The organism is Thermococcus sp. 2319x1 (assembly GCF_001484685.1).
In the GTDB taxonomy this organism is placed as follows: domain Archaea; phylum Methanobacteriota_B; class Thermococci; order Thermococcales; family Thermococcaceae; genus Thermococcus_A.
The window spans coordinates 1,484,248-1,498,602 of record NZ_CP012200.1 but is presented as its reverse complement, the minus strand read 5'-3'; the positions used below and the strand labels follow the sequence as shown (position 1 = coordinate 1,498,602).

Genomic DNA, 14,355 nt, shown 5'->3' with positions numbered 1-14,355 from the left:
TCACCGTGTAAAATTTCTATTTTGGGGCTTTAAGTTTATCCTTTCGAAGTGAAAAGCTTCGAAGTTCAAAACTTCACACTTTGTTAGGACAACCTTTTTAAATTAGGGCTGCCTAATTAATCGTGAGGTGAACGAAATGGTGAAGGTTGGAGAAATCGTTCCCGAATTCGAGGCAGATGCTTACTTCCCGGAGAAAGACGAGATAGGGAAGCTTAGGTTCTCTGATTACAGGGGTAAGTGGGTGGTTTTGGCCTTCTATCCGGCGGACTTTACCTTTGTCTGCCCCACGGAGCTTGAGGAGCTCGCTGAGTATTACGAGGAGTTCAAGAAAGAGGGGGCCGAGATAATAAGCGTCTCAACTGACACTGCCTATGTCCATAAGGCCTGGCACGACAGCTCGCCGGCAATCAAAAAGGTGCGCTATCCAATGCTTGCCGATCCGGCCGGGAAGGTGTGCAGGCTCTTTGGAACCTACATTGAAGAGGAGGGCATCTCCTGGAGGGCTACCTTCATCATAGACCCGGACGGGAAGGTTGTGCACATGGAGATGCACGACAACAGCATAGGGCGGAGTGCTAAGGAAATCCTGAGGAGGCTTAAAGCCTCTAAGTTCGTGCGCGAGAACCCTGGAATGGTCTGTCCGGCCAGCTGGGAGCCGGGCAAGGAAGCCCTCAAGGTCAGCCTCGACCTCGTTGGGAAGATCTGAGGCTTCCCTTCTAATTTCTTTGTCACTTCAGCATCTTTTTGATGGTATCTTCCAATGACTCTAGTTCCCATCAGGTCGTTAGGATTATACCCTAGTTCCCACCACCTGTGAGGTAATCCCTCCAGATTCACAGCCAGAATCGCCCCTAAAATCCTAACAGCCAAACCCCTCAAACTAACACTCCTGCTCGGTTTCAGAAGAAACTCAGAAAACTTCGAAAACATAATCGTTGCAGGTGGTGGAGGAGGAGTTGAGTGGAGCGAGAGCCAAATCCTAAACTCCCAAGGAATCAACGTCGTTCAAGAAGGCGGCGGTGCTTACATCTACTTTGAGCTCATTGGGATGAAGGAAGGAAATGTCACCCCGGGAATTTTTGACCTCGATGCAAAGCTTAGCTTGAACTTAGATGTAGAAAAGGTTGTAGAAAATGCTGCACAGAAAGTAAAATGGGCCTATAAAGTTGAGAAGAGCAGAACAGAGGAAGCTAAGGTGATTGTTGAGCCGTGGGCAATCTCAATGCTCCTGAGCTTTGCGCTCTTTCCGGCATTCAAGGGTGAACGCCTAATCAAAGAGACAACGCCCCTAGCCAACAAAATCGGTGAAAGCGTGGCGAGTGAACTTTTAACAATTCCTCATAGCGCACTAGGATGAAGTCATCACCAATCGGGTAAACCTCCTCATAAGGGTCATTAATCCGCAACACCTCTCTATTACAGCCAAACACCGTGGAGTAATCCTCATAACGAGCCAGGGCGTACCTTTTGGATGTTATGAAGTCTGTGGTGTACGGCGCTTTGAACGTTAAATCCGGAAGGTATCACTATATATTGTAAAAACCGAGGTAGCTCTCATTCCCCTCCACCGCTAAAACGAGGCAACTCTCAAAAACCGTTACTTAAAACCACGTTTTTAATACCGTTAAAGGGGCACCTGATTAGAAGGGCACCTTCGAGATTTTTTGTAGAGCATTGGGTGCTCTCACTGGAAAACGTGATATAGGCGACAAGGGCAAAATCAAAAGAATGAGCAGGGAGAGCCACTTCGACATTAAATCACCTCTGGATTTGCTGTTGGTGCCATATGTTTGAATAGATGGTTAATGGTATACGCGTTTCGGAGCCTCCTCCAATCTTTACCCTTCATAAAATTACCCCTAACAACTCTAAAGAGGCGGTGGAAGCAAAACAAAAGTTATTATACCTATTAATATGCTAAAGGAATACGCCAGCGGGGCATTATCAATTTGCTCATTGATCTTCTTGCCTAGCAGATAGTAGGAGAGACCCCATGCCATAATTAACGTAATCTGTTCAAAGATTTTACGATAATACAAAAGATTAACGGGCACAAAATAGTCGAGCAGCCTTACAAAAAGGATTAGCAAACCCCCAAATGCTAATGGCATGAAATTAAACAATCTATGGATATTCAATCTTAGCTCTGATTTTACCAAAACAATACTTTTAAGTAATGCCGCCTCTATCCCAAACCACAACATCACCCTAATAAAGCCGCCCAATAACAAAACAGGCGACAGCTGAGTATAACCTGCCATCAGCACTGAAAAGAGATAGGGCGCGTAGAGGCTTGTGGAAACAATAAAAAGTTTAGCAACAACTGTGGAAAAATTAAGAGCTAAATATCCCAGCACACAAAGAAAAATCAAAATCCCTGCTTTTTGATAAACGTTCAGCTTTAGTGCATATAAACTCGAAAGGATTGAGAAGAGGTATAGCATAATAGTAGTAAATATTAACGTATTGTAATAACCGACGGTCTTTTCTAGGGACACGTTGGTTTCCAGATGCCTCTTTGTTATCTTTTCGACTTCATTTTTATATTCTCTCCCCAAGAGGATAATAGCTGGCAATACGAGATAGGTATAAACAGAAAAATATGTAAAAAACAAGGGCAAAAAGTATAATATGGATGTAGTGAGCTCAACTACCAAGAGGAGTCTGTTGCGACCGGCCCACCCCACGAATTTCCCCCCAAGTTTATCTAAACTTCAGTTATCTTGACATCATAGACCCTAGTTCCCATCAGGTCGTTAGATTTATATGCATTTAAATTTTTTGGTTGATTGGGGATTGTTATGGACTTCCTGCTCATAAAATCCGAAATCTACCCAATAGTCAGCAAACATTACCCGAAAAACACTCACAATGAAATCATCCTCACATGTAACGCGCAACACCGGCTTGCACTTTAACCGAATCAAAGCACGCTTGCAGAATCCTAATCGAGGAAATCCTTCCCAAAATCAGGCACGGGAAGAGAACGCTTGAAGGGGCACGAAAAACCTCATCATAACTCAGGAAGAATCCTACGAATACGCCAGAGGACACGTTAGAATAATCGACTCGAAGCCAGTTGAGACCAAAGAGCTGGCCAGAAAAAGCGTAAGGAGAAGGGAAACTCCCCAGAAATCATAACTGAAAAGCCCGCGGTTGGGTTTATTCCCTCTAAAAAAGTTCTACTATGGGTGCAAGCTGACTTGTTACTCTGACGGGAACCTTTGAGGGGTTTGGCCCTTAGGATTTTGGGGGCGATTCTGGCTGTGAATCTGGATAGATTATACAACTTCACGGGTGGTGGGAACTAGAGTACTATCAAAAAGTTTTAAGAACGATTCCGAATTGTAATATTGAGATGATGCTATGAAAAAAACTATTATAGTACTGATAGTAGTTTTATTCTTGGGAAGCATAGCCTCGGGAGCTGCATTATATAACATCCCAATAGACTCCAAGGAGTACCTTGGAGCAAAGGTTGAATACAAGCGGAACTTCATACTCGACCCCAGCCTTGAGATTGAGCTTCCGGAGAAGGGATACGGAATAGTTACGGTGTCAATCCTTCTTCCAAACGGTTCTTTGATGGAACTTGGAACTTTCTCAGGACAGGATAAGATAAAAATAAGCTACAGCCAGCTCACTAAAGCAATGAAACTCTGGGGTTGTTACTTGAAAAGTGCCAAGCTCGATTCCAGAGCGGTGTCGGCATCACTTCTGCTCTTGGGAACCCTCCGAGATGAAAACAACAACGTGCAATACTTCATAAAAGCCGTGCCGATTAATGTGGGAGAAGTGCTCGACAAGCGGAGCATTCAGGTGAAGCTACCCGGATGGAGCTCTAAAAGTCTCTACACTAAAAACCAGATAGAGGAGAAGCTCAAATCAATAGAAAAGATTAAGGGCAACAATATTTCAGCAACCACAGAAAACTGGCCGCCAAGCTTTGACCATGATCAGTGCTACTGGAAATGTGATTGGACTGGGTCATGCTACCAAGTTTGCCTGGTATGGAAGTTGGAGAAAACCATAGTCTCAAAATCCAATGTTATAATCCCCCTGGTTGCCCTCCAAGTCACTGGTGACACAAGCAAGATAAACGGGATTACCATAACTACAATGTATCGGCAGAGGACCACCCAAAGCCTGGAACTAATCTTCTCTGCAGCCGCGGCCGTACAAAAAGGAGGTAGCAGCTCTTCTACAGAAGCGGAGATAATAGGAACTTCTTATAGTATCAACACAGAAGACCTTACGATTCCGGAATCCCACATCACAATTTGGGGCTCGGAGATTTCCAATCCCTCGGTAATAGGGGCAGGCATCAAGGGCACCGTCGTGCTGGCAAAATACAGGCTTTACTGGTGGGACGGTCTCGTTTACCAAAAACTCGACGACGTTGCCTACGTAATCCTTGGGAAGCCCGATGAAGAGGACATGAGCCTACAGAAGTTCGTGGAGCATGGTTGGCCAAGCCAATATGGAGGTATTGGAGAGAGGACAATGTGGTTCGTCAACAGCTACTGGGAGCCAACGATCCACGAGAGCCAGCAGGGGGGATTGACAAAACTCGACGTGGATTTCGTGTCGTCCACCAACACGATTCCCCTCTTCTCAGCGTCGGCGGCGGTACTCGGAACCCTTGACTACAACAACCTTGAAATTGCACCGTTCATCATGGCGATAGGAGTTGGGTTCAATACTGACAGCACGAAGTTCTCGCTAATTCATCTTAACTTGCAACTAAGAGAGGAGTACAAAAACCAGTACGTGGACGGAACTTTCTATTCAAGTAAAGTCAGGTTCCAATATAAGGACAACAAGTACAGTCTGGCAGGTATGTACGGAGATATTTATATCCATAGCAGTGGAAGCCTTCCACCATGCGACCCAAGAAAGGGAATGTGTCCCACTTCAGACGAAGGGCAATAATCAGCTAACCTTTTCTCCTCACTTATATTTTGTAACTCCATTTATGTCAACGTGGACGAAGGCGGTCTCGACCTCTTCCATTTCTTCAATCCTTCTCTTGACCTCCTCACTTACGTCGTGGGCCTCTTTAAGCGTCATATCCTGTGGGACCTCGATGTGAAGCTCCACGTGAAGCTTTGGCCCTACGTAGTGGGCTCTCAAATCGTGGATTCCGAGGACATTGGGGACGTTGAGAGCGCGCTTCTTAATCTGCTCGCACACCTCAAAGGAGGCGGCCTTTCCGGTAAGATAGCCGACGTTCTCGAGGATTATCTCAAGGGAAACTTTCACGAGGAAGACCACCACGATTAAGACCCACTCTCCAACCACCAGCCAGTAAACCCTCAGGGCTCTCTCGATGTCCTCGTTTCTGGGCTCCCTGCCCGGGAAGCGGTAGAGACCCTGTTTCTCCAGCCACACCCTGAGGACTGCACTCATGGCACCTATCGGCTTGTCAGAGTTGAGCTTGAACCTCGCCAGCCGGTAGTACTCCAAAACCTTCCCCCCGCAGAGAGGGAGGTAAAGAAGGACCGTCAGCCTGGCCGGGATGAAGTTGAGCAGGTCGTCGAGCCTCGCCGAGAACTTTCCGAAGTACTCGTAGCGGGGCGTTCTGTATCCGAGCATCGCGTCGAGGGTGTTGACGGCCCTGTAAACGAGCGCCCCCGGGAGGCCAAAGAGAAGGAAGTAGAACAGGGGCGCGACAACGGAGTCGTTGAGGTTTTCCGCGAGGCTCTCTATGGCAGCGGAGTTCAGATGAGCCTGATCGAGTTCGCTCGTGTCCCTGCTCACTATCATCGAGACGGCCCTTCTTTTCTCCTCCACCTCATCGGTCACGGTTCTCGCCACGTGCTCGTGGAGGCTTCTTATGGCAAAGGAGCTCTTGAGGAAGTAGATGGCGATGAGGTAGTTAATGGGAAAAGGGGCGTGAGATGGCGCAATGGATAGGAGGACGGCTGAGATAATCACGAAGACAGCGGCGAGAAGGCCGGCGAGGAAGTCAAGGGCTGGAGAGCGCCTCCCGTATCTGGAATCTATAAGGCCTGCTACCCTTCCGAACCAGACCACGGGGTGGAGCTTCCCGGGCGGCTCACCGAGTGCCAGGTCCCAGAGTAACGCGAGGATGAAGACTGCAAGTCCTGCCTGCATCTTGTCTCACGATGACGGATATTTTATCCCTTTTAACCCTTCCGCCGCCCGGCTCGGTGAGAGATTGATGCAAAGACAACTCAACCGGAGCACATTCCCCGTGAAGGAGAAAGACCGCCCAAAAGCAGTAAAGAAGCTCAAAGACTCGATATGCCGTCGAGATAGAATGAAGTCCTTCATCTGAATTTTGTAAAGATTCTGGTGAGATTTCGGAAAACCCTTTTATCCGTACGCCCAACATTTAGTATTCAGGTGATCGTATGAGGAAGGGGCTCTTTGCACTTGCCCTCACTGCCCTTTTGATCGGGGCGGTGGGTTATTACATCTTCAGCACTGGCACCGGTACTTCCGAAGGTACAGGCACGGAAGGCCATGGAGAAGAAACTCAACTGGAATCTATCAAGACGCCCTACCCCTACACGGTGGTCGATACGGGGCAGGAGAAGTGCTACGACACTTCCGGGAAAGAGATAGCGTGCCCGGAGCCGGGAGAGCCCCTCTACGGCCAGGATGCCCAGTACGAAGGTTATCAACCAAAATACCGCGACAATGGAGATGGAACCGTCACGGACTTAAACACCGGCCTCATGTGGACCAGGAGTCCTGACTGGAACGGGGATGGAGAAATAAACTACGAGGACAAGATGACGTATGAAGAAGCCTTGGAGTTCGTTAAAAAGCTGAACGAGGAGAAGTACCTTGGCTATGACGACTGGAGGCTTCCAAGTATAAAGGAGCTCTATTCCCTGATAGTTTTCAGCGGAGTTGACCCAAGCGGCTACGATGGAGCAGACACGAGCAAGCTCGTCCCCTTCATCGACACGAACTACTTTGAGTTCGCCTACGGTGACACAAAAGCCGGAGAGAGGATAATCGATGCCCAGTTCCTCTCCTCGACCAGGTACGTTGGGAAGGTCATGAGAGGACAGGAGGCAGTTTTTGGGGTTAACTTTGCCGACGGGAGGATCAAGGCCTATCCAATAACAAAGAAGTTCTACGTGCTCTTCGTGAGGGGCAACCCCGACTATGGCAAGAACGATTTCGTTGACAACGGCGATGGGACGATCACGGACAGGGCAACTGGCCTCATGTGGACGAAGAACGACAGCGGCTATTGTATGAACTGGGAGGAGGCCTTAGAGTATGTTCAGAGGATGAACGAGGAGAACTACCTCGGCTACAGCGACTGGAGATTGCCGAATGCAAAGGAGCTTCAGTCCATAGTTGATTACACCCGCGCTCCAGATGCCGTAAACCCTGCTCAAAGGGGGCCGGCTATAGACCCGATCTTCAACGTTACTCCCATAACCAACGAGGCCGGAGAACTTGACTACCCCTACTACTGGACGAGCACGACGCACGTCTCTATGTTTGGGGGCGGGAGAAATGCCGTCTACATTGCCTTCGGAAGGGCCCTCGGCTGGATGAATACTCCGCAAGGATATAAGCTCATGGACGTCCACGGGGCTGGAGCACAGAGGTCCGATCCAAAGACGGGGGATCCAAGCAGGTATCCTTACGGTCACGGGCCTCAGGGGGATGTTGTCAGGATATGCGCATTCGTCAGACTTGTAAGGGACGCAAACGTTACGCCAGCTTCAAACGAGAGCTCCTCACCGGGCGTGGATTATCAGGGCCTGGGTGGGGAGAACAACACGGGGGTGGTGTTGAAGAGTGAGAACGCAACTGAAGGCTACATCCTCTTCAGCCCGCTGTCCTCAAAGAAAACCTACCTGATAAACTATGATGGAGCCGTTATCCACTCATGGGCCACTCAGTACTTTCCCGGACAGAACGCTTACCTCCTCGAAAACGGGCACCTGCTGAGAACGGGAAAGGTGGAGGATTCACCCTTCAGCAAGGCGGGCGGTGCCGGGGGAGTCGTTCAGGAGTTCAACTGGAAGAGCAACCTTCTGTGGGAGTTCCGCTACTGCTCTGAGAACTACTGCACCCACCACGATATTGAGCCACTGCCCAACGGGAACATCCTGATGATAGTCTGGGATAAGAAGTCAAGGGCCGAGGCAATAGAAAACGGAATGAACCCTGAGCTCGTGCCTGAAGAGGGAATATGGTCTGAATGCATAATTGAGGTGAAGCTGGAGGGTAAAGAAGGGGGAGAGATAGTCTGGAAGTGGTGTGCTTGGAACCACCTGATACAGGAATACGACCCGTCAAAGCCGAACTATGGAGACGTTGAGGAGCACCCTGAAAGGATAAACCTCAACTATAAGGGGTTAACCCCTATTCTTCTTTTGTAAGGTTGGTGAGGGATAAGGGATGAGAAGAGAACTCTTGGCGATGGTTTTTGTGGCCGCTTTAGTGGTTTTCTCCCCTCTGCTGACCCTTCCGGTCAGGTTCATCGAGCCGGACGATGCCACGTACTACGCCGCCATGAGAGCCTTTGCGGAAGGAAAGCTCGTAGTAACGCGTTCCGAGCTTGTGGAGCTTCAAAGGGAGGTCGCGGAAAAAGGCCTCGCGGTTGGCGGCTTCCGTTCAATCCAGTACGTTAACGTTGGCACGGGCTACGCGCTCGAAAAGGCCCCGGGCTATCCTTTCATCCTCGCCCTCTTCCACAAGCTGGGCATCGAGAGGTTCGTAAACTTCATCTTTGGACTCCTTGCCATTCCTGTCTTCTACAGGATGGTGGCGAGGGCTTTCGACCCCAAGGCCGCCCTAATCTCCTCCCTAATCCTCCTCTCGAACGCGACCTTTCTGGCGATGTTCTACAGGGTTTACATGTCCGACTTCGTGAGCATGGTCTTCGTGCTCCTCGGCCTTGCATTCTTCTACCTGGGCCTTGAAGGGGATGACTGGAAGAGGGGCGTTCTCTCAGGTCTATCGCTTGGCTTTTCGGTGCTGGTAAGGTATACCAACGCAGTAGCTTACGCAGCACTCCTCGTTTATTCCCTCTGGCTAACCAGGAAAGGGGGAAGAAAGGCACTTCGCTACTCCGGAATCGTCCTGGGGGCGTCGGTTCCCATGTTCCTGCTCCTGATGGCCTACAACAATTCGGTCTTTGGTTCGCCCTTCTCGGTCGGCTACTCAAAGACGATAGGCTACACGAACTTCGCTTTTCAGTACATCCTGGCGGGAAGACTGGAGGAAGGTCTCGGGCTCCTCTGGAGAAACCTGTTAACCCATCCAAAGCTCCTCCTTGAGGGCTTTCCATCGCTTGTGCTCCTCCCGGTGGGGGTATACATCGGGCGGAAGAACAGGGCAACGCCCCTTCTGCTCCTCTGGTTTCTGGCATATTTTGGCCTCTACTTCCAGTACGAGTGGTTGAGAACTGGCCTTTACATATTTATGACGCGCTTCTACCTCCCAATGGCACCGGCACTGGCCGCTTTGGCGGGGGTGGCAATCGGAAAGCTGGTGGAAGAAAGGAAAGGCTGGGTTATAGGCTACGCGCTACTCGCCCTCGTATTGTTAATTGACATCTCGTCGCTTCAGGCTTTCTTTGGCTTCGCACTCTCTGGGGGGCCTGCCCCGAGGATTGGAGGGCCTATTTCAGGGCCAGGTAGAGGAGCACCGCCAGGGCGAGGGTAATGAAGAAGTCGGGAATCACGAGAACGGGCCCGGGGCCTATTGCCCTGTGCCCTATCAGCGTGTGGAAGATGGGGTTGGCTGTCACCGCGTACACGAGCAGGGCAGAGGTGGCTACAATCAGCCCGAGCGTGAACTCCGAGCGGAGCTTCCTGTAGAGGTTTCCGTATATCCAGAGGAGCACGATGCTCATGGCGGCGCTAAGTGACGTCAATCCGGCTTTGATGGTCGTGTAGAGCTTGGCGGTGGAGGGATCGACAACGCTCCTGCTGTGAATTACCCTTTGCACCTCACCGGGGCCGGGGGGCCCAACGTACCTGTATCCAATGAGCGCCCCCAAAATGCCGGCAGCGATAATGATAACCACCACAGCTTTTTTCATTTCTCCCCCTCCCGGGCATCTTCTCTGACTTTAGCCCATATCTCCTCAAACTCTCCGTAGTTCTCCAAGAGAACGGGCGAAAGGAAGTACATCCTCCCGTAGCGGTTCTCCGTTGATGTTATCAGTCCGTTCTTCTGGAGAACCTCAAGGTGGTAGCGGACGGTGGTGTAGTTCAGGCCGAGTCTTCTGGCGAGCTGCCTCGCGTTGTACGGCCTCTCCCTAAGGGCCGCTATTATCCTCGCCCTGTTGAAACCCCCTTCACTTCCCGCAATGAGCCACCAGAGCAGCTGCCTTACAGGGTTCATTGGTAGGACAATCTGCCTCGGGGGTTATAAGTGTAACCCTAGTTCCCACCACCTGTGAAGTTGTATAATCTGTCCAGATTCACAGCCAGAATCGCCCCTAAAATCCTGACAGCCAAACCCCTCAAACTAACACTCCTGCTCGGTTTCAGAAGAAACTCAGAAAACTTCGAAAACAAAGTCTCAATCCTCCTCCGAAAATCAGACAGGTACTTGTAAAACTTCCTCGCCCCCAGACTACTAATCTGATTCTCCCGCTTTACCGGCGTGTAAACAACGCCAAACTTCAGGAATTCCTCTTCCAACTCCCTGCTGACATACCCCTTATCCAAAAACAGAAAACAACCAGTGAACTTCTCAACAATCACCCAGAACTTTTCCCTGACAACGCTCACATCATAAAAGCAGGGATCAACGGACAGCAAAGCCAGCAAATTCCCATCAGAGTAACAGGTCAGCTTATACCCATAGTAGAACTTTTTTAGAGGGAATAAACCCAACCGCGGGCTTTTCAGTTATGACTTCTGAAGAACCTACCTTCCCTTTCCTGTTTTTTCTGGCCAACTCTTTGGTCTCAACTGGCTTCGAGTCGATTATTCTAACGTGTCCTCTGGCGTATTCGTAGGATTCTTCCTGAGTTATGGTAGGTTTTTCGTGCCCCTTCAAGCGTTCTGTCAGTTTGTTGTACCTGATTTTTGGGAGGAGTTTCATACTCTAGTTCCCATCGGATACTGTCAGATAACTGTGGCATCACCTCCTGAAGCCACTCAGCAAAATCACTAGGCGGACCATCAAAACCAGAATGAAACCTAACAAAATTATACCAAAAAGCAAACAGAAAAACAAACCTCTGAGCTTTCCAGTCCTCAGCCCTGAAATTATTCCAGAAACGCTTTGTCCTCTCCTTCAACGTCCTAAACCAACGCTCAACACTGTTCCTCGGCCCGAAAGTCACATGCAGATAAACTTAAAATATGAATGGCACCTATTGGCTTTTGGGAGCTCACAAAATATGTGGGGCAGTAGGGATGTGCGGGTGATGCAGTATAAGGAAAGGTTTTGGCTCGAATCTTCTAGATTTTGCTCTTTATTTTGTTCTCTTTGTGTTATTTGCGTACGGAATGGGGAACGTTTATACGTTAAAGGGGAAGTTTTTAGTTGTACTGGTGCTTGTGGTAGGTAGCATTTACGAGTACCTCCGTGTAAAAAATACAAATGTACTCTCCAAGTACTTTAGTGTGTATGCTAAACTTAGACATTTAATTTTCAACAGATGATTAGTTGTATGCTGTGATTAGCATTTTGGGGTGACGGCTATGGAACTAAAGGGGCCTTTAACTTTATTCATGATCTATAACTCGGGTCGTTAGATTTATGTGCATTTAACTTTTTTGAAGAAACTAAAGAGAGAAGGAAATCAGCGGATAGGCGATTCTGGCCGTGAATCTGGAGGGATTACCTCACAGGTGGTGGGAACTAGGGTTCCAATGCCTCTTTTACTCTCTCGCCTCGTTATTCATTCTGAAACCGGAATGCCCTCATTATCTGTACCTTTGAAAGGCCTACAGGCTCCTCTTCCCGAAACCGGGGAGTTTGTTTCGATACTTAACTTCCATGTTTCCGGGTTCGAACCTGAGAGATTTGACAATTGTCATGTCCGGTGAGCTGAGGAGAACTTTCACTTCTAAGTTCGAAGTTTCAATTTGGCAAAGATAAAATTCATAAGTTCCCCAACTTATTTTAGATTGACCTAACAAATTTGGAGGTGAACCCATGAACGCTGGAGCTTTCCTCATAACCTTTAGGGAAGCCCTTGAAGCAGCTATAATAGTCGCGATTATCGTTGCCTACCTCAGGAGAACCAACAGATCGAATCAGATAAAGGACGTGTGGATGGGAGCGGGCCTCTCGATCCTTGCGAGCGTCCTCCTTGGAGCGGGCATACTGGAGCTCTACGGGGGACTGGAAGAGAAGGAGCTCTTTGAGGGAGTGGCTTCATATCTGGCCGTTATAGTGCTGACGAGCATGATCTACTGGATGGCCACTAAAGGGAGGAACATCAAGGCCGAAATAGAGAGCAAGGTAAGTAAGGTGATAAACCCCTTAGCTTTAATAGGCTTCACCTTCGTGGTGGTCTTTAGAGAAGGCCTTGAGACGGTGCTCTTCCTAACTCCCTTCGCCACTCAGGATCTTGAGGGAACCGTGATGGGACTGATTGCCGGGATAGCTGGGGCTTTATTTTTGGCGTACCTCATCTACGGCGTTGGCATGAGGATAAACCTGCGGACGTTCTTCTACTACAGCTCGATATTACTTGTCTTTGTTGCCGCTGGATTAGCCGGTTACGGAACCCATGAGCTCATTGAATGGGGTGAAGAGGAGGGCATGCACCTTGGATTCATAGGAGAGAAGGTCTACGATCTTGGAATTCCGGGTGACAGTATATGGCACCACAAGGGAGCTATTGGTTCAATCTTCGCGGTGCTCTTCGGGTATTCGGCAAGCATGGAGTGGGGAAGGGTAATGGTCCAGCTCGGCTACTTCACGGTTGCCCTCTACCTCGTCCTGAGGGCGTACGGAAAGGAGCCCTCACTGGCCAAAGGGAACTCCAAGTTGAAAAGCGCCATGTAACTTTTTTTATCCATTTTTGTCCAGAAATGCATAAAAAGGGTGAAAACAAATTCAAGCCCGGTGAGGAAAATGAACCCGAAGGAGTTTAGGAAGATAGCCCTCGTCGGGGCGAGCGAAAATCCGGCAAAGTATGGGAATATAATCCTTAAGGACCTCCTCAGGAAGGGCTTCGAGGTTCTCCCGGTGAACCCCAATCACGACGAGATTGAGGGCCTTAAATGCTACAAAAGCGTTAAAGAGCTTCCGAGGGATGTTGATGTCATAGTCTTCGTGGTTCCCCCCAAAGTGGGCCTCCAGGTTGCCAAGGAAGCCGTTGAGGCTGGCTTTAAGAGACTCTGGTTCCAGCCCGGGGCTGAGAGCGAGGAGATAAGGGAGTTCCTTGAAAGGGTCGGAGTTGAATACAGCTTTGAGAAGTGCATAATGGTCGAGACGAGCGATAGGAAGCTCTTCCTGGAGGTGTGAGAGTGTTCTATTACGTGAGAAAGTTTGATGAAGACCTCGACTTCCTCTGGGAGCGCTTCAAGAAAAGGCTTGAGGAGGAGGGTTTTCTCCTCATCGGTGAGAGGATTCCCGTTGCCATGGTGGAGCGCGAGGACGGAATAGTCGCCGATTACCATTTGCTTTTCATATGCGACAGGGAGCTCGTGGCTGAGCTTGTGAAGGTAGACCCGAACATAGGAGCTTTGCTCCCCTGCACGGGCTTCGGCTACCGCAGAGAGGATGGAAACTACCTCGGCGTTACTTTGCCCAGTGTGGCGTGGAAGATAGCGGGGGAAGAAGTAGTTAAGCTCATGAAGCCCATGGAGGAAAGGGTTATCAAAATTATCGAGTCCCTGTAATTTCAATTTTTAAAACTTTTTTGATTACTTTTTCCCACTTTGAAAAAGATAAGGGCAATAAATGTTCTATTCTAAGGTAATTCTGGTGATGGCAAAATGATGAAAGCTATATTGAAAATACCTAATATGAGTTGCCAGCACTGTGTTATGAGGATAAGCAAGGCAATTGAGAGTGTTGGAGCTAAGGGAGAGGTCAGCCTTGAGAAGAAGACTGCCGTTGTTGAGTTCGATCCTGAAAAGACAAGGCTTGAAGACATTGTAAGGGCAATAGAGCGATACGGCTACGAAGTTGAGGTGGAGTAAATGCCCATTGATCCAGTATGTAGAATGGAAGTTAGTGAAGGAACTGAACTTAAAGCAGTATATAATGGCAAAGTTTACTACTTCTGCTCCCCTGAATGCAAGGCTGAATTTGAAGCTAACCCGGAAGAATACATTAAAGGGGAAGAGATGGAACACGAACATGGAAAGCATTCCCACGAACATGGCCACAGAAGACATGGATGCTGCCACTGATCTTTTTCGCCCTTAATCTTTT

Annotated in this window: 14 protein-coding genes and 5 pseudogenes; 11 read left to right on the top strand and 8 right to left on the bottom strand. The window is 49.0% G+C overall.

Annotation, left to right across the window (positions count from 1 at the left end):
• Positions 1-136 precede the first annotated feature (136 nt).
• Positions 137-706, top strand: coding sequence for a peroxiredoxin (locus ADU37_RS08465; protein WP_058947175.1), 570 nt, complete (start codon positions 137-139; stop codon positions 704-706).
• A 113-nt stretch (positions 707-819) separates the two neighbouring features.
• Here the strand turns inward: ADU37_RS08465 and ADU37_RS11685 are convergent.
• A pseudogene (locus ADU37_RS11685) lies at positions 820-930 on the bottom strand (IS982 family transposase); the annotation flags it as partial.
• On the opposite strand from ADU37_RS11685, the gene ADU37_RS11100 reads away from it, so the two are divergent.
• A complete protein-coding gene (locus ADU37_RS11100; RefSeq protein ID WP_343203990.1) occupies positions 890-1,357 on the top strand; it encodes a metallopeptidase TldD-related protein in 468 nt (155 codons plus the stop codon). The pseudogene ADU37_RS11685 and the gene ADU37_RS11100 overlap by 41 nt on opposite strands.
• A 511-nt stretch (positions 1,358-1,868) precedes the next feature.
• Here ADU37_RS11100 and ADU37_RS08455 read toward each other — a convergent pair.
• A complete protein-coding gene (locus tag ADU37_RS08455; protein WP_058947173.1) occupies positions 1,869-2,687 on the bottom strand; it encodes a hypothetical protein in 819 nt (272 codons plus the stop codon).
• A gap of 114 nt (positions 2,688-2,801) precedes the next feature.
• Between ADU37_RS08455 and ADU37_RS11095 the strand changes: the two are divergent.
• Both ADU37_RS11095 and ADU37_RS08450 read left to right on the top strand, forming a co-directional pair.
• Positions 2,802-3,225: pseudogene (locus tag ADU37_RS11095) on the top strand (IS982 family transposase); the annotation flags it as partial.
• Positions 3,226-3,366: 141 nt separating this feature from the next.
• Positions 3,367-4,932, top strand: a complete 1,566-nt coding sequence (locus tag ADU37_RS08450) for a hypothetical protein (protein ID WP_058947172.1) — start codon at positions 3,367-3,369, stop codon at positions 4,930-4,932.
• An 18-nt stretch (positions 4,933-4,950) separates the two neighbouring features.
• Here the strand turns inward: ADU37_RS08450 and ADU37_RS11855 are convergent, their stop codons facing one another.
• Positions 4,951-5,193, bottom strand: coding sequence for a cation transporter dimerization domain-containing protein (locus ADU37_RS11855; protein ID WP_343203989.1), 243 nt, complete (start codon positions 5,191-5,193; stop codon positions 4,951-4,953).
• 69 nt (positions 5,194-5,262) lie between these two features.
• A pseudogene (cbiB, locus tag ADU37_RS08445) lies at positions 5,263-6,117 on the bottom strand (adenosylcobinamide-phosphate synthase CbiB); the annotation flags it as partial.
• Positions 6,118-6,377: 260 nt separating this feature from the next.
• Between cbiB and ADU37_RS08440 the strand changes: the two are divergent.
• Entirely contained in the window at positions 6,378-8,378 is a 2,001-nt protein-coding gene (locus tag ADU37_RS08440; protein ID WP_058947171.1) for a DUF1566 domain-containing protein, read from the top strand.
• Positions 8,379-8,397: 19 nt separating this feature from the next.
• Positions 8,398-9,666, top strand: a complete 1,269-nt coding sequence (locus tag ADU37_RS08435; protein ID WP_058947170.1) for a glycosyltransferase family 39 protein — start codon at positions 8,398-8,400, stop codon at positions 9,664-9,666.
• On the opposite strand, the gene ADU37_RS08430 is transcribed toward ADU37_RS08435, so the two are convergent.
• The 4 genes and pseudogenes from ADU37_RS08430 to ADU37_RS11345 form a co-directional block, all read right to left on the bottom strand.
• Complete coding sequence (locus ADU37_RS08430) at positions 9,623-10,045, bottom strand: hypothetical protein (protein WP_058947169.1); 423 nt, start codon at positions 10,043-10,045, stop codon at positions 9,623-9,625. The two genes, ADU37_RS08435 and ADU37_RS08430, sit on opposite strands and share 44 nt — an antisense overlap.
• On the bottom strand, positions 10,042-10,350 hold the full coding sequence (locus ADU37_RS08425; protein ID WP_058947168.1) for a winged helix-turn-helix domain-containing protein: 309 nt from the start codon (positions 10,348-10,350) through the stop codon (positions 10,042-10,044). Before ADU37_RS08425 ends, ADU37_RS08430 begins: the two co-directional genes overlap by 4 nt.
• A 38-nt stretch (positions 10,351-10,388) precedes the next feature.
• A pseudogene (locus ADU37_RS11090) lies at positions 10,389-11,058 on the bottom strand (transposase); the annotation flags it as partial.
• A 25-nt stretch (positions 11,059-11,083) separates the two neighbouring features.
• Positions 11,084-11,311 (bottom strand): annotated as a pseudogene (locus tag ADU37_RS11345) (IS6 family transposase); the annotation flags it as partial.
• Positions 11,312-12,120: 809 nt separating this feature from the next.
• Between ADU37_RS11345 and ADU37_RS08410 the strand changes: the two are divergent.
• The 5 genes from ADU37_RS08410 (at position 12,121) to ADU37_RS08390 (ending at position 14,333) form a co-directional block, all read left to right on the top strand.
• Entirely contained in the window at positions 12,121-12,978 is an 858-nt protein-coding gene (locus tag ADU37_RS08410; protein ID WP_058947165.1) for an FTR1 family protein, read from the top strand.
• A gap of 69 nt (positions 12,979-13,047) precedes the next feature.
• Positions 13,048-13,440 (top strand): CoA-binding protein, encoded by a 393-nt coding sequence (locus ADU37_RS08405; protein WP_058947164.1) that lies wholly within the window; start codon positions 13,048-13,050, stop codon positions 13,438-13,440.
• A gap of 2 nt (positions 13,441-13,442) precedes the next feature.
• Positions 13,443-13,817, top strand: coding sequence for a DUF302 domain-containing protein (locus ADU37_RS08400; RefSeq protein WP_058947163.1), 375 nt, complete (start codon positions 13,443-13,445; stop codon positions 13,815-13,817).
• 96 nt (positions 13,818-13,913) lie between these two features.
• Positions 13,914-14,120 carry a heavy-metal-associated domain-containing protein gene (locus tag ADU37_RS08395; protein WP_058947162.1) on the top strand — a complete coding sequence of 69 codons (207 nt, stop codon included), beginning with the start codon at positions 13,914-13,916 and terminating at the stop codon, positions 14,118-14,120.
• A complete protein-coding gene (locus tag ADU37_RS08390; protein ID WP_004067992.1) occupies positions 14,121-14,333 on the top strand; it encodes a YHS domain-containing protein in 213 nt (70 codons plus the stop codon).
• The last annotated feature ends 22 nt before the right edge of the window (positions 14,334-14,355 follow it).

Coding starts and splice junctions, on each gene's coding strand:
- ADU37_RS08405 (WP_058947164.1), top strand. CDS start 13,048: ATGAACCCGAAGGAGTTTAGGAAGATAGCCCTCGTCGGGGCGAGCGAA.
- ADU37_RS08425 (WP_058947168.1), bottom strand. CDS start 10,350: ATGAACCCTGTAAGGCAGCTGCTCTGGTGGCTCATTGCGGGAAGTGAA.
- ADU37_RS08410 (WP_058947165.1), top strand. CDS start 12,121: ATGAACGCTGGAGCTTTCCTCATAACCTTTAGGGAAGCCCTTGAAGCA.
- ADU37_RS08435 (WP_058947170.1), top strand. CDS start 8,398: ATGAGAAGAGAACTCTTGGCGATGGTTTTTGTGGCCGCTTTAGTGGTT.
- ADU37_RS08395 (WP_058947162.1), top strand. CDS start 13,914: ATGATGAAAGCTATATTGAAAATACCTAATATGAGTTGCCAGCACTGT.
- ADU37_RS08390 (WP_004067992.1), top strand. CDS start 14,121: ATGCCCATTGATCCAGTATGTAGAATGGAAGTTAGTGAAGGAACTGAA.
- ADU37_RS08430 (WP_058947169.1), bottom strand. CDS start 10,045: ATGAAAAAAGCTGTGGTGGTTATCATTATCGCTGCCGGCATTTTGGGG.
- ADU37_RS08440 (WP_058947171.1), top strand. CDS start 6,378: ATGAGGAAGGGGCTCTTTGCACTTGCCCTCACTGCCCTTTTGATCGGG.
- ADU37_RS08450 (WP_058947172.1), top strand. CDS start 3,367: ATGAAAAAAACTATTATAGTACTGATAGTAGTTTTATTCTTGGGAAGC.
- ADU37_RS08465 (WP_058947175.1), top strand. CDS start 137: ATGGTGAAGGTTGGAGAAATCGTTCCCGAATTCGAGGCAGATGCTTAC.